The sequence below is a fragment of the Pseudomonas nitroreducens TX1 genome (assembly GCF_000313755.1).
Taxonomy (GTDB): Bacteria; Pseudomonadota; Gammaproteobacteria; order Pseudomonadales; family Pseudomonadaceae; genus Pseudomonas; species Pseudomonas nitroreducens_A.
Genome location: NZ_AMZB01000059.1, coordinates 24,611 through 38,221, shown reverse-complemented (window position 1 = coordinate 38,221; position 13,611 = coordinate 24,611). Strand labels below are relative to the sequence as shown.

At 63.7% G+C, this 13,611-nt stretch carries 17 protein-coding genes; 2 read left to right on the top strand and 15 right to left on the bottom strand.

Going from position 1 to position 13,611, the window contains the following annotated elements:
- Positions 1-290 precede the first annotated feature (290 nt).
- Both C167_RS0101860 and C167_RS0101855 read left to right on the top strand, forming a co-directional pair.
- Positions 291-914, top strand: a complete 624-nt coding sequence (locus C167_RS0101860; RefSeq protein ID WP_017516582.1) for a hypothetical protein — start codon at positions 291-293, stop codon at positions 912-914.
- A 10-nt stretch (positions 915-924) separates the two neighbouring features.
- Positions 925-1,614: an SOS response-associated peptidase gene (locus tag C167_RS0101855; RefSeq protein WP_026078740.1), complete on the top strand. Its 690-nt coding sequence runs from the start codon at positions 925-927 to the stop codon at positions 1,612-1,614.
- Here C167_RS0101855 and C167_RS0101850 read toward each other — a convergent pair.
- The 15 genes from C167_RS0101850 to C167_RS0101780 are packed head-to-tail and all read right to left on the bottom strand — an operon-like array spanning position 1,611 to position 13,516.
- Positions 1,611-1,871: a hypothetical protein gene (locus tag C167_RS0101850; RefSeq protein WP_017516580.1), complete on the bottom strand. Its 261-nt coding sequence runs from the start codon at positions 1,869-1,871 to the stop codon at positions 1,611-1,613. The genes C167_RS0101855 and C167_RS0101850 overlap by 4 nt on opposite strands.
- Positions 1,872-1,906: 35 nt before the next feature.
- Positions 1,907-2,164, bottom strand: a complete 258-nt coding sequence (locus C167_RS0101845) for a hypothetical protein (protein ID WP_017516579.1) — start codon at positions 2,162-2,164, stop codon at positions 1,907-1,909.
- On the bottom strand, positions 2,161-2,532 hold the full coding sequence (locus C167_RS0101840; protein ID WP_017516578.1) for a hypothetical protein: 372 nt from the start codon (positions 2,530-2,532) through the stop codon (positions 2,161-2,163). The genes C167_RS0101845 and C167_RS0101840 overlap by 4 nt, the downstream gene beginning before the upstream one ends.
- Positions 2,529-3,044 (bottom strand): hypothetical protein, encoded by a 516-nt coding sequence (locus tag C167_RS0101835; protein WP_017516577.1) that lies wholly within the window; start codon positions 3,042-3,044, stop codon positions 2,529-2,531. Before C167_RS0101835 ends, C167_RS0101840 begins: the two co-directional genes overlap by 4 nt.
- A gap of 59 nt (positions 3,045-3,103) precedes the next feature.
- A complete protein-coding gene (locus C167_RS0101830) occupies positions 3,104-4,180 on the bottom strand; it encodes a tail fiber domain-containing protein (protein ID WP_017516576.1) in 1,077 nt (358 codons plus the stop codon).
- Entirely contained in the window at positions 4,173-4,448 is a 276-nt protein-coding gene (locus C167_RS0101825) for a hypothetical protein (protein ID WP_017516575.1), read from the bottom strand. The genes C167_RS0101830 and C167_RS0101825 overlap by 8 nt, the downstream gene beginning before the upstream one ends.
- A gap of 4 nt (positions 4,449-4,452) precedes the next feature.
- Entirely contained in the window at positions 4,453-5,013 is a 561-nt protein-coding gene (locus C167_RS0101820; RefSeq protein WP_017516574.1) for a hypothetical protein, read from the bottom strand.
- Between the two features lie 10 nt (positions 5,014-5,023).
- Positions 5,024-5,221, bottom strand: coding sequence for a hypothetical protein (locus tag C167_RS0101815; protein ID WP_017516573.1), 198 nt, complete (start codon positions 5,219-5,221; stop codon positions 5,024-5,026).
- 7 nt (positions 5,222-5,228) lie between these two features.
- Positions 5,229-5,807 carry a hypothetical protein gene (locus C167_RS0101810; RefSeq protein ID WP_017516572.1) on the bottom strand — a complete coding sequence of 193 codons (579 nt, stop codon included), beginning with the start codon at positions 5,805-5,807 and terminating at the stop codon, positions 5,229-5,231.
- 60 nt (positions 5,808-5,867) lie between these two features.
- Positions 5,868-6,590: a hypothetical protein gene (locus C167_RS0101805; RefSeq protein WP_017516571.1), complete on the bottom strand. Its 723-nt coding sequence runs from the start codon at positions 6,588-6,590 to the stop codon at positions 5,868-5,870.
- 2 nt (positions 6,591-6,592) lie between these two features.
- Positions 6,593-8,047 carry a hypothetical protein gene (locus C167_RS0101800; protein WP_017516570.1) on the bottom strand — a complete coding sequence of 485 codons (1,455 nt, stop codon included), beginning with the start codon at positions 8,045-8,047 and terminating at the stop codon, positions 6,593-6,595.
- Positions 8,031-8,408: a hypothetical protein gene (locus C167_RS32055; protein WP_017516569.1), complete on the bottom strand. Its 378-nt coding sequence runs from the start codon at positions 8,406-8,408 to the stop codon at positions 8,031-8,033. The genes C167_RS0101800 and C167_RS32055 overlap by 17 nt, the downstream gene beginning before the upstream one ends.
- Positions 8,408-10,135, bottom strand: a complete 1,728-nt coding sequence (locus tag C167_RS0101790) for a hypothetical protein (RefSeq protein ID WP_017516568.1) — start codon at positions 10,133-10,135, stop codon at positions 8,408-8,410. The genes C167_RS32055 and C167_RS0101790 overlap by 1 nt, the downstream gene beginning before the upstream one ends.
- Positions 10,136-10,645 (bottom strand): hypothetical protein, encoded by a 510-nt coding sequence (locus tag C167_RS0101785; RefSeq protein WP_026078739.1) that lies wholly within the window; start codon positions 10,643-10,645, stop codon positions 10,136-10,138.
- 48 nt (positions 10,646-10,693) lie between these two features.
- Complete coding sequence (locus C167_RS0101780; RefSeq protein ID WP_017516566.1) at positions 10,694-13,516, bottom strand: tape measure protein; 2,823 nt, start codon at positions 13,514-13,516, stop codon at positions 10,694-10,696.
- Positions 13,517-13,611 lie beyond the last annotated feature (95 nt).

Genomic DNA, 13,611 nt, shown 5'->3' with positions numbered 1-13,611 from the left:
CGCCCACACACCGATGATGCAGCAGTAGCGTAATTTCCCAGCCGCAGGCCGCTCAGCGCCAGCGTCTACCTCCTCGGCTGTCTAAAACGAAATCATCAGATAGGGCTCCCAGAGGCCGCGAACTGCGCCGGGAGCCCAGTTAGTTTTAGACAGCTATCCGCCCGTCTCCCACGCCCTTCCCTCACCCAACCGCCCCACGTAAGCTGTATATCCATACAGCACTCTTCCGCACCACCATGCATCCTGAACTCACTCAGTGGCACGTCCGCCTCAACTGCCGGCGCGACCTGATGGCCCGTCCAGAAGAGCACCGGCGCGAACTGACCGATGGCGCCCAGGGCATGCTCAACCGCGGCTTGATCACGCCAGACGAATGGCTGGAGCTCTGTGACCTGATCACGGGTGCTTACTCCTTCGCGATCGAGCAGAGGGCGGCCGAGATGTTCAACAGCTCATCCGCATATCACGTCTTCGATGACACCTGGGCGAAGGTTGGCACCGCCTCGCGCGGCACGCTGCTGTTCGACGGCACAAAGTGGCCGCTGCTGATCCGTCACGGGGAACAAGGGCAGCTCCAGGCCTTCAACGGAACAGGCTTCACGTTCCTTTCCGGATCGCTGCAGGGCCTGGTGCTGACGATGGAGAACGGGCGTCGATACACACTGGTGGAAGTCGGTCGCTACCTGAAGGGCGGCGTGTACGTTGAGGCCATCACCGACCCCGACTGCTTCCGCCTGGTCCTGGATGCGATCGAGGCGGCGCGCGAGTCTGGCGACACCGCCAGAGCGCGCCACCTCAGCGAGCGGGCACGAGTGGGCCCGTTCCGGGTCTGCCCTGAATGCCGGGCAAACTTCGCCAATTTGGACGAATGTACCCGGTGCGCCGGTCTAGGCTTCATTCGGGTTACGGTTTGAGGGTCTGGGGATGTGCGGACGGTACGTGTCGCCAGAGGAAGCCGCGATGGAGCGGTACTGGCATATAGGGCGGGGGAACTCCGGGCGCTGGATTGATCGCGCGTACAACGTCGCGCCGACCAGCCAGGTGCCGATGGTGCTCCTTAACGAGGCGGGAGAACAGGAAGTGGTCGCGGCCCGCTGGGGGCTGATCCCGTTCTGGTGGAAGAAGGACAAGCTGCCGCCCATGACCTTCAACGCACGAAGCGAAGAAGCGGCGACGAAGCCAATGTGGCGGGATGCCATCCGGCACAAGCGATGCCTGATGCCGGCGGCAGGCTGGTACGAATGGAACGAGAAGGAGCCGGTGAAGAACAGCGCCGGCCGGGCAGTGAACCAGCCCTACTATCACCACGCTATCGACGGCGACGTGCTCGCGATCGCGGGCATATGGTCGACCTGGGCGCCGCCGGAAGGCGAGCCGATCACCTCGTGTGCGCTGCTGACCAAAGAGGCCGAGGGCCAGGTCTCTGCCGTCCACCACCGGATGCCGGTGATACTGGCGCCCGAGCAGTGGAAGACCTGGCTATCGCCGGAGACCTCGCTGGAACTGGCGTACGACACAATCGCCCTGGCGCGGCGGGACTTCGAGGCCTACCGCATATCTACGGACGTCGGGAGCGTCCGGAACCAGGGCGCACAGTTGATCGAACCGATCTAGAGGTAGTGCGCAACGCCCTTTCCAATCGGCTTCCACTCTTCCTGAGGAGAGTTCGGCGAAAGCATGGCGAACAGTTCCACCTCCTGCCCTTCCTTCGGCTCTGCCGGCAGCAGTGCCGCATGACGACCAGCCTGGAGCTTGGGGAACATCTCGGAGTTGGCTGCGACGTGAAACTCCCAGACCCCGTACTGGCCAGTTTTGGTGACAAGTCGCTCCAGCTGGAGACGTGCGGCGCCGTTGGCGCGGATCTTGAGCATGCCGACCTCCTGTTGATCGAGGCCGGCATCATACCCTACCGGCAGGCCTGAACTGCCGCGACCAATTGCACCTCGTAGCCCTTCCGCTGCTCCAGTTCGGCCAGCAGCGCCCTCACCTTGGTCTGCAGACTGTCGCCCTTCTGCAGCGATGCCGTTGCCCAGGTCGGCACCTCCACTGCCGGCGCTCGACACGGAACCGCCACCGGCACTTCCACGCGCACCGTGCGCGGCTCAGGCTCGGCCTGGCCAGCGCATCCCGCCAGCGCAACCACCGCCACCAGAAGCCACTTCATAGCCTCAACTCCTTGTCGATCAGTGCCTCGGCCACCGCGGCTGGGTCTCCCTCGTCGCGCTCCTGCTGCAGCCGCTGGGCGGCGGCGTAGTGCTCGCCGGCCTGCTGCTGGGCATCGGCAACAGCCTGAGCAGCCTTCGCCTGCCGCTGCTCAGCCTGGTTGGCCAACTCTCCGAGCTTGGCGCCCTGCTCTTTGGCCAACTCCTCTAGGTTGTCGCGAGCGGCCATGCACTTGTCTTTGGCTTTGTTCGCCGCGTCGAGCTGCGGGCGGTAGTGACTGGCAGCCAGCCACCCGCCGAGGGCAGCGCCGGCGGCGACCAGCAGCAGGCCGGTCAGCACCAGTGCGGTAACCTTCCAGCGCAGGCTCATCGGACCGCCTCCAGCGCCGCGGCGTAGTTCGCCGCCCACTTCTTCCGCAGCTCGGCGCGCTGGGATGGTGTGCCGCGATCGTATGCGCCTGGCCGCCAGGTCCTCAGGTAGAGATCCCAGGCCGCCGACTCCTTGCCCAGCTCCGGCAGGCGGGCCGGATCGGTGTAGAGCAGCAGGCGCGCCAGGCCGGCCGCCAGCACGTCGTCGTGCTCGATGGCGTTCCACACGTCAGGCGCAGCCGGGGCAACGCCATGCACGGCACACAGGCCGGTTGCCAAGTCGCGGACGTCCTGGACGCGGTAGCGCAGCAGGCCAGTAACCATGCCTCCGCCCTGCTCTGCCTGCCAGAACGACTTCGCCGGGCCATTGCCCATCTGGCGGCGGTGCTCGAAGCGCGATTCCTGCAGCCCGATAGCCAGCAGCATGACGACTGCCTGCGGGCTTTCCATCTTGGCAGGCAGCAGCAACAGCGCCGGGTCGATCATCGAGCGGCGCACGGTACGAAGGTCCATGGTTTTCTCCAGGCATAAAAAAACCGCCAAATGGCGGGTTGGTTGCGGAGGGGTGGCCATCAGGCTGCCGGCAGCAGCGCGATGACTTGCTGAAGCTGGGCTTCCAGCTCACGGATGCGCAGCTCCATGCGCTGCATCATGGCGACCATATCGGGAATCATCTTCGAGTCATCACGGCCTTGGTACACCGGGCGCTCGCCAGTTAGTTCCCAAGTTGCGCCTTCACCGTAGATCGACGGGTCTTCTGGCTCACGGACTTCGACGGCAGCCACTGTTCCATCCGCCAGTAAGATATCGCCGATCTGTTCGACCGCATCCTTGGTGCCGGTGGCAGTCATGGGATCAACAGCTTGGCACTCGTGTGCGATGAACCCTTTGCCGTACGAACCGTCGGTCTTCCATACCCAGGTTACCGGGCGATAGGCCATGACGCGTTCAGTCGCCTCTACCGCGTCGAGGGGCTGCACGTCGTCCTTCAGGCGGTAGTCAGAGCTGGTGTTGTAGGCAGTCGTGGTGCCGTTGGTGGTGATAGACCCAACCCCGGTGGTCGCGCTGAAAAAGCCCGCTAAGTTGGCGACGCCAGCCGGAGCGCCGAAGTTGATGGCTGCCACTGACGCGCTGCCAGAACGCACCTGCAACAGCCCAGGTCCACTCTGCCACGAGACACCTTTTGTTCCCGCGTTGATTGGGTCTGAAGTGTTCGCTCCAATCCACACGTCGCCATTAGTAGCGACACGCATCCGTTCAGCACCGCCGGTGTAGATAGCCAATGGCAAGTAAGTTCCAGTGCCAGTAATGGCTGAACTAAGAAATGCCTGAGTGTTATCAATACCGAAGTCAAAGCGAGCAGCGTTCTCTAAATCAGCGGCGTTGTTCCAAAGCTGTACACCAGAAGAGTTGTTGCCAGCAGGTGGCATAACGCTGATACGGGTCTGCGTACCGACCGTGCTCTGAAAGAACAGGCGGTTTGCGAAGCTTCCAGCCCCGGCGGCCATATCACCAGTAACGCGACGTCCGTTGCCGTTGAAGTTCAAGCTGCCCGGCAACACCGCAGTCTCACCGGGTTGGTACTCTGCCGCTGCAGTAACGGCGGAGCCCGTGTATTGCAGGCGCATCAAGATGTTCGAGTTAGCCATTGAGCGTTACCGGGAGCAAGACCGACGATCCGTTGGTAAGGATGACCGGGAGCGCATTGCCGCCGACCAGGGCGAGGCCGACTAGCGCGCCAGTGTTTAGTAGCACCGGCAGCGAGGCCGGCCGGTTCATTGGGTAGGCCACGATTTGACCGCTGTGGTTGGTCACGAACTGGTCGTAACCTGAGCCGACTCGCACCAGGTAGATGCTGTCCGGCTCCAACGTGGCCGGCAGGGCGGCCACCACCTTGTGGTGCAGGACTCTGGACATGGGGTCACCAGTTCAGCGTTTCCCAGGATGACCCAACCGGCTGGCCGTTGTAGGTCAGCCCATCGGCACCGGCACCGAGTAGGTCAAGCGTGGCCTTGTTGGGGTGACTGTGGCTCTGGTTAACCGCACTATCGATCTGCGCCGGCGTGCTGGTTGGCTTGCCCTGGATGGCTGCCCACGTCAGTTGAACATCCATCGACTCGTACTCAGCCACCTTCAGCCAGATGCTGGTTGCCGGGTTCCAGGCGTAGAGCGCAGCGCCGGCGGTCACTGTCGGATCGCCGGTGGCGTCCTGCACCAGGACGAACACCGCCTGCTCGGGGGCCAGCGCATCACGCGCGGCAATGTCGGCCACGAACAGAACCGGCGCACCACTGCTGGGCAGGCTGGACAAGGCATCATTGATCAGCGCGTTGATCATCGACGAATTGCCAATCGCCTTGGCGACGCCGGCCTGATTGGTCACGTAGCTTTCGGCATAGGAGCCGTTGTCGACCAGATAGAAAGCGTTGGGCTGCAGGGTGCCAGGCAGCGTGGCTACCTTGTGGAACTGAACATTGGCCATGGGCCGCTCCTTACCATTCGTTGGATTGCCACTCGCTCAGGCCGGAGCCCGGCGCGCCGGGTGGCCCCTGCTCGCCGATGGTGACGACCGCCAACTCGGCGGGCGCGTCGACGGTGACGGCGTATTCATTGATGTGCTCAAGCATGAAGGGCATGCCATCGCTCTCGATGGCCACCGCCCACGGCTCGATCTGTTCGGTGTCGCTCATGCGGACCTCACTGCTCGACGGTGACCGCCCCCCGGAAGAATCGGCTCACCGAGCCGTCGGGGAAGGTGATATCCAGGTGATACCAGCCCGACTTCCAGGCGATCGCCTGTGTCTGCTCGGGGCTGATCTCCACCGCCAGCGATCCAGGCGCTGTGTGGCTGATACCGGCGCCGGTGGCCAGCTCCAGCAGGACGGCGCCACCCTCCTCCGTCGCCGTGATGATCAAGCGCGCCGTTGCTCCGGTGAGGTCGACCGCCGGCTGGTAGATCAGTTGACCGGAGCCAGGTACTGGCGCGAAGCCGGCCCCGCTCTGGCTGTTGATCTCCAGAGTGTCCGCGTCGATCACTTCGACGCGGTGCGGGTTCTGGCGGGCCGGCGCCCGGTTCAGGCTGGGCAGGCCTGTGGTTCCCTCGATCCAAGCCAGCCAGTCGCCGGTAAGACCGTGTTCGGGAACGGTGAGCCGCAGCGGTGCGGTGGCAGCGATGGCAGTCACCGGCCGGTATTCACGGCGCGGCTGCATGAGCCGACGCGTATCACGATAGGTCGCGCCCCGGACGAGGCGCATGGGAAGGCAGGCCGGCTGCATGGCAGGCAACTCTCCATAAAGAAAGCCCGCACAAGGCGGGCTTAGGGTTGGCGGGGCGGATCAGGCCTGCTGGCTGAAGATAGTCAGGCTGACCACTCCAAACCCATCGGCGTCACGGGAAACGATCGCACGCCCGACAATGAGCCCGGCGAGACCGACAATCCGGCTGTACTGGCCTGGTTGCTCAACAGCCCCGCCGACGATGCTGCTGTCGTAGCCGTCAACAAACGAACTCCATGTTCCAGAGGGCTCGCTGTTGGGCACATTGACTTCCACCGTCCGGCCCTGGGCGCCACCGCAGAAGATGCTGAAGTCGAGAGCGTAAGCCTTTCCCGCATCGACCGGCTCGAACTCCAGCGAAATGGGTTCGGGACCTGGGTCGTAGTTACTGTTCACGTACAGCGACTGCGTCCCTGGGGAGATCGGGTAGCTGCCGGCGGCGCGGGCGCCGACGTAGCCGCCGATCGCGGAACCTCCAGCGCTGTTGGCTAGTTTCTCCAGCTCGCCGGCGGTGATTGAGCAGTAGACGTATGAGCCGGCCGGCCAAGCGCGGTCAGAGGTCTCCTCCTCGCCCCGCGCCAGGCCGGCGGATGAGAGGCGAACCACTTCGAAAGCGGACTGCTCGGACGGGTCGAGGGAGTTGGTGATGGTCAGAACATACTCACCGCCGCCGGTAAGATCCAAGCGCTCCAGGGCGGCGGCCGGGACCGGCAAGGCGGATGCACCGGCGGCGAGCTCGCTTTCAAGCTGCGCCAGCCAGTTGTTCACGTAGCGAGTCGGCATAGTCAAATCCAGCTGTAGTCGTAGATGTCGAGGTGTCGCGCCACCTGGTAGGTAACTGGGCAGAAGCTGGCCCGCCACACGCCAATCTTGTGCGCATCACCGGTGTTCAGGGTCACTCGTTCCCCGCTGACAGAAACAGGGGTCAAGCCTGGCGAGTAGTCGATCCGGTCAGCCTGGGTCGCGTCATTCCAGAGCCGCAAGCCAAGCTCCAGCACCTTGTTGGAGGGGTACTCCCAAACTTGGGACGACTGATTGTTGTGGAGGTAGGCGATGCGTACCAGGATCGGTGCCAGCGTGAGGTCAGGCACAACCTCCCACGGGCCGCGCCCATCGATCACCGCAAACGTTTGCTCGTGATGATCGACCAGGGCGTCCACAGTCTCGCCATCCCAGAGCAGCTGATAGTTCATGTCCGAGACGGCAAGGGCTTCCGGAGGGCTGCCCTGCTCGGTGTAGTTCCCCGAACTGAATCCAGACACAACTGATGTCGCCGTGGTCGTTCGGCCGCCCGCGCTCAACATGAATGTCGCGGTCGTTGTCTTGTCGGCGCGCCAGTCGAAAAACGCAGCCCCCTTGTTCACCACGCTCACCACATGCGCGTCGTAGGTCATGGCGTAGGAGACCGGGACGACGGTTTGTCCATCCTCGCCGTACCAGGCCCAGCACGTTTGGTCCAGCCGATATCGGGTACGGAAGTCTCCGGCGTCGGCCTCGTTGATCCCCGCCCCCACATTACTGGTCAGCGAAATTCTTTCCCCAGGCTCCGGCTCCTCCAGCACAGTCCAGGTGCCGCGCGCGGCCGGTGTATTGGCGATCACGCGCACCGCCAGTGTCATTGCAGAGAAGGTGCCGCCGGCCTCAAGCTCCAGAATCCCCAGCTGGTCATCCCTCAGCCGAGGCGGCACAGGGGTCGAGCGGTAAAGCCGCACCAGCGCTTTTCGCCCGTCGGCGCTTCGGTCGATCAGCTGGCACTGAAAGCCGGTGTTAAAGTCGGACGGGATCCCGATGGCGCTCCAGCTGATAGAGGTGTTCACTTCGGATGTGGAAACCCCGGCTGACGTGTGCAATGTCACCCTGGCGCTAATCTCGACGCGGCGAAAGATATCGTTCGCAAGCACGCCCACCTCCAGGCGTCCCACCATCCCGTCGAGATAGATCGGTGCCGGCATTCCACCCCAACCAACGGGCTGAAAGGAGGCCCCGTCAAACGCGCGCAGCACCGCCTTGCTCCACCACTGCTCGTCCGGCTCCAACTCGACACCAACCGGCAGCACCGGCGCCGGCATTCCAATATCCCAAAGGAACGTCCAGTTGCCGGCCACGCCGCAATCCACCACACGACCCGACGGGAAGGTCAGCTTCGGCTTGTCGCTGTCATTCTCTTGCCGCATCAGTCCATGCCAAGGCCAGCCGAACAGCCGCGGCAGCGGGTCCAGCGGACTATTCGGAAAGGCCATTCTTGAACTCCATCACCACGCTATCGCCGTTGGCGTCCAACATCACGATCTTCTTCAGCGGCCGCGCGCGGGACCACATCAGTCCATCAGTAGACTTCAGGTACTCCTCGGGGAAGTACTCTCGGAGATTCGTGTTCTGCTCCACCAGGGGGCTGGCGATGCCGCCTCCGGTAGAAGTGGGCGCGGTGTAAGTCGAACGTCCGGGAATGGCAGAGCGGGTACCTCGACGCTCCAACTCGTTCAGCGTTCCAGTCTTTCGCCGACGAGACTCAAGCGATTGAAGGTCGCCAAGCAGTTGCTCCGGCTTACGGGCATCGGCGATACCTTTGGCGATCGCTTGCCGTTCTTCTGCAAGAGTCATCAGACCTCCAAGGGATCATTAGGAATCGCTACGCGATAGGTGGCTGTCTGCTCCGCGGTGAACTCATCGCGGTGTTCGGCGGGAATCTCCGGAGCAGTGAGTTGCAGCCGGCGCGGGAATGGCTCCGGAGGCGTGCCGATGTCCAGTTCGTCGTAGTTGCCCGCAAACCCCTCGCGCGCATCGTCGTAGCTCATCGTGCCCCTGCCCCGCAGCTGCGTTGACATGGGCGGCGGGCCTGGCACAAGCCCGCCTGGGTTGGTCGCCGGGGCGGCCGGTGGTTCCAGCGGGTCGGACGCCTCGCCGCCGCCGTTGCTGATCGCCAACACCAGGGTGGTGAGTGCCGTCTGCCCGTCCAGGTCAAACTCGTCGATCACCGACCACACCTTCCCTTCTGCGACGCAGCGATCCTCGAGGCGGACGGTGTGGACGGTGTCGATTCCCAACGCCTTCGAAGAGGGGACCTGAAACGAAACCCTAGTTGATCGGTGTGCGGACAGAATGGAGGTGGCCGCGGTTGCCAACTGGCAGCGGACGGCCAGCGCCTGCCGCTCCGGCTCCCGTAGGTTGATGACCTTATCTCCCAGCTCGTCGGGCTGCGCATCCGGCTCCGAGTTTGTGAACTCGTCGGACTCCCAAGTCTTTGCGCGATCCAACTCGCTTTCAATTGCCGTCCCATCTCGCCGCAGAACCTCGCCGGCCTGTGCAACGCTGGCCGGCGCTTCGACGGTCAGAACGTACTTCTCGGTGATGGGCTGCACCCAGCGCACGCCACCGAACACGTTAAACGCCAACAGCAGGTTATTGAAAACGTTCGTCCACCCTTGTGGCGGGTCACAGTAGACCCCTGACAGCGGCACGGTCAGGAAGGAACCACCCATCATCGAGTGCAGACCCGCCGAGCTGAGCGCATCGCGCACCATATCGGTGGTGGGCAACTCCGTGGTGTTGTGCCGCCAAAGGCAAAAGCCTTGGCTCTCGCTCCACCCCACGATATCGGGATGCTGCCACCCGTATGAGTAGCTGCGCTCTCGCAGGCGGCTGTATCGGTAATCGATCGACAGCGCGACACGATTCACCCGGCCTGAAAGCTTGGCGAACTCCACAGTAAGCGACTGATCGACGGTCGATCCCGGAGCGAAAACCGCAACCGGGGCCGTGCGGGTCCAGGGCGTCACCCGCAGTTGTCCAGACACGGACCGATCCAGGCTGGCGGGTAACGTCCCCATGCGCTCCATGGCGTAATCCCAGCGCGAGCGACCATCGACCGCTTCGAAGACGTCCGCCGACCAAGTGCCTCCGGTGAGCAGGTCGATGCTGTCGATTTCCATCGCCTCCACCAGATCCTGCAGACGGTCCGTCGCCTCGCAGGAAACGATGCGGTTGCGCGGGTCGAAAGTCGGCTGCTCAAGCCAGCCGGAAAAGCGCAGTTCCTCAACCCAGACGCCGGCGACCAGGTGCTGGAAGTAGATTTCCAGGGGCCTTCCGGTCCAGCTCACCACATCGATAGCTTCGCCCGGGAGGTAGAGTGATAGCTCGGCGATCGCGGCAGCGCCCTCTTCTCGCTCAATGCGCACCTTGCCGGTGAGCTGCGCACTCACATTCTCCACGCCCAGACGGACGCGGCAGGCCCAGACCAGCGCGGTGGGCAAGGTTGGCTCCGGCGGGGCAACGGATGACTGCCAGAGCGCGTTCAGCGCGGCGCTGTTGAGTGGCAGGCCGTTCAGCATTTACAGCTCCTCGCAGTTGATTTGCCAGCCGTCGACGTTGGCGGCGGCGTCCATATCGCCCTGCGGGCGCTTGGCCGAGACGATGAAAACCGGCATCCAGCAGACCTGATAGAACGAGGCGCCCAGGACCTCGGTGACTTCGACGCCCGCGCCGGATAGCACCAGCGTTGTCTCCACCCACTCCTTGCCGACCAGCGCGAGCGCCCAAGGTGGAAAGTCCGGCCGAGGCGTGCCCTGGAGCACGAAATTCCTTCCCGCACTCACGATGGAGAGGTGCTTGGTGCAGCGCAGCTCAAGCGGCTGCGTGTAGTCGATGCCGTCGAGCCCTGGCGGCATGTACCCCGAGCCGCTGAGGGAAATGGCCGAGCGCTGCCAATGGGTCATCGGCACGCCCACCCCGCCGCTCAGGCGAACGACCTCCGGCCCACCGAGCGGCGTGATGGACTGCGACACCGCGCCAGCGTGCAGAACGATAGGCACCCCGCCCAGCATCACCATGGGTAGAGACATTCAGCAGCTCCAGAAAGAAGAAAGCCCCGCTGCGCGGGGCTGATTGTTTTACGAAGGTCGGCGACGGCCCTTCTTGAGTGCCGCTCGGTGCAGCGCATCGAATTGGCTTTGACCGGCCTGCATTCGGTATTCCTGCCCGTCGAGGTGCAGGACAACCGTACCGAGACCGTCGCCACTGGCGCCGGCCTGCACCGAGGGCGAAAAGTCTGGAATGCTCGGCACCGTGACCGCCCTGACCAAACCGCCATCCGCATAGCCAGGAAGTCCTGCCGAAAGGCGCGCGTGCAGATCCGCCATGGTTCGGGTGAAACCGTTGCGGCGAACACGCTCTAGGAAACTGAGTGCCCCCGGTTCGTTGACGACACGCTTCGGCTGCACGTGCTCGTCCGCGTGCACCACGCCGGCTGGCTGCAGCCGGGCGCCAGGTCCTGTCCAGCCGCCATCTGCAAACCCTGGCGGCGCTGCTGGAGTGTCGGCGGTAACGCGGGCCACGTTGGAATCGACATCCGGAGCGGTGACCTGCACCTGGAACTTCAACTGCTCGGCGATAGCCTTGGACAGTGCCAGCATACGGGCCTTGATCTGCTCCTCATTGGCCTGGTCCCAGGAGACGGAAATGCTGAGATTTTTCAGCGCATCCGCCTGGCGTACCAGCTCCGAGATACTGTCCTGGACGCTGGTCTGAATATCCGCAGCACGGACCTTCCGCACTTCTTGCGCAGCCGTGGCGATATCTTCCAGCTCCTGCGCCACACCTTGAAGGCCGTAGGTATTGGTTCCCGCCGACAGCAGTTGCTCCAGCGCCTCACGAGCTTTATTGGCGTACTCGATTGCCTTCTGCGGATCGCTGTCAATCTGAGACCGCGCCTTCAGCTTCAGGTCCTGTACCTGGCCGTAACTGGCAGCCGCCGCCGGCCCAGCCGTGCCATCTTTGAACGACTGCGTGAGATCCTTGAAGGGCTTCAGGATCGTCTCGGTTTCGCCGACCACCTGCTCGTAATTGGCCTGGGCCTTCTTCAGCTCCTGATACTGCTGGTTAAGGTAACCCTTCAGCTTCGCCAGGCCGCCTTGGCGAGCGCGGTCAATCCGGTCCTGGAATCCACGCTCTCCAGCTTCGCGCGCCGCCTGCAGCACCCGCTCGCTTCCAGCGAAACCATCAAGGGCGCGCAGCTGCTCCTGGTAGTTGCGCTCCCGCTCCTTGGCTTCTTCGGCCTCCGCCTTCGCTACCCGTTTCTGCTTGGCTTCGTCCTCTGCCTTCTGCCGAGCAGCCTTCAGCTCGTCCAGGTATTTTTCGTACTCAGCCTGCTGGCGATCCAGCTCTGCCATGTCTGCCGTGCCGAAGCGAAGAAAACTCAGGATGCTCAGGTTTCCGTTATCCTGCAGCTCCTTCTTCGCCGCCAAGACCCGGGCGATCGACTTCTCCACTTCCGCTATGGCGTTGTCCTGGGTGGACTGGCTGTTGAATTCAAACAGCGCCGAAAAGCCGCCTTTGTTGAACGACTTGAACCCATCACTGACAGTCTTCAGGGCTCGACTCACGAAACCAAGCCCCGTTGCCAAGGCCTTGGTCTGCCCGGTCAGTTCGTCCACGGCGCCGACAGCCTGGGTGGCCTCGTTCGCCAGCACCTGGAACTGCCCGCCGGTGGTTTTTTCCAGCGCTGCCGCTTCTGCGCGCAGCTGCGGCAGTTGCTTCAGCAAGGCGTTGATGACGACGTTGGCGGTCAGCTGACCGTCGTTCGCCATTTGCTTCAGGGCACCCCGGGCGACGCCAAGGCCATCGGCCAAGGCGCGCATCAGGCGCGGTGTCTGCTCGGCGATGGAGTTGAACTCGTCACCGCGCAGCGCGCCAGCGCCCAGCGCCTGGGCGAACTGGATAATGGAAGCGTCCGCCTCCTCCGCGCTCGCGCCGCTGATACGGGTCGACGCAGACACTGCCTCGATCACACCCAGGAGGTCCTTCTGTCCCCGCTTCAACTCCGTCAGGCTCGGCGCCAAGCGGGTGTACAGCGAATAAAGGCTGGAGATCGGCGCCTGATTCTCGTTCGCCAGGCGGCCAAGCTCGCGCTGCGCCGTGTTGAACTCTTCCTGATCGTTGGTCGCCAGACGAAGGCGAGACTGCAGGTTCTTCACCTGGTCAGCAGCCTTGATGTATGCGCCAACTGCCTCAGTTACGCCGAGCCCGATACCCAGACCGGCAGCACCGTTGACGAGCCCCTGCAGGCGCCCTGCGCCCTGGCTTGCGACGGTCAGTTCCTGGATTTCCCGGCGAGTCTCCTCCAGGCGCCGCTGGAGCTGCAGTTGAGCAGCCGATTGCTCGACCGCCGACTTGAACCCAGCGCGGCTGAGCCGCTCGTAGTCGGCGGGCAGCGTGCGCAGCTGGGCCTGCAGCGTGCGCAAACGATCAACGCCAAGAGTCCCGCTGGCGGCAGAGAGGTCGGCATCTGCACGGCCTGCCGCCTGCCGCTGGCCAAGCTCAGCGCGCAGGCGGTTCTGTTCGGCTGCCAAGTTCTTGGTGTCGACGCCCGCTGCCTGCAACTCGGCTCGCATGCTGGACAACCGCACGATCTGCTGAGCCTCTGCACGCTCCAGGCGCTGCAGGTCTGCCACCGACGACTTGTAACTGGCCTGGAGTGCTTTGGTCGGGGCGTCCGTCCGAGCGATCTCGTCGCCAAGCTCGCGTACCCGTTCGCGCGCGCGGCGAATGGTCCTCGACCCGCTATCCAGTTGGCTCTCCAGATCCCGGAAGGCATTCACCTGACGCAGCGGGCGCTCGACGTCTTTGACCAGCTTCTGGTATTCAGCGCGGAAGCCGGAGACAGCGCGGCGCGCTTCGGCGTCGTCGGCCGTCAGCCGCAGCTCTACATCGGTCATGGCTCACACCTTCAGGGCCCGGAGAAACAGGCTCCATGGATAGGAAAGGACGTTCTGGTGTCCGACGCGAACCATCAGGGCGATGGTTTCGTCGA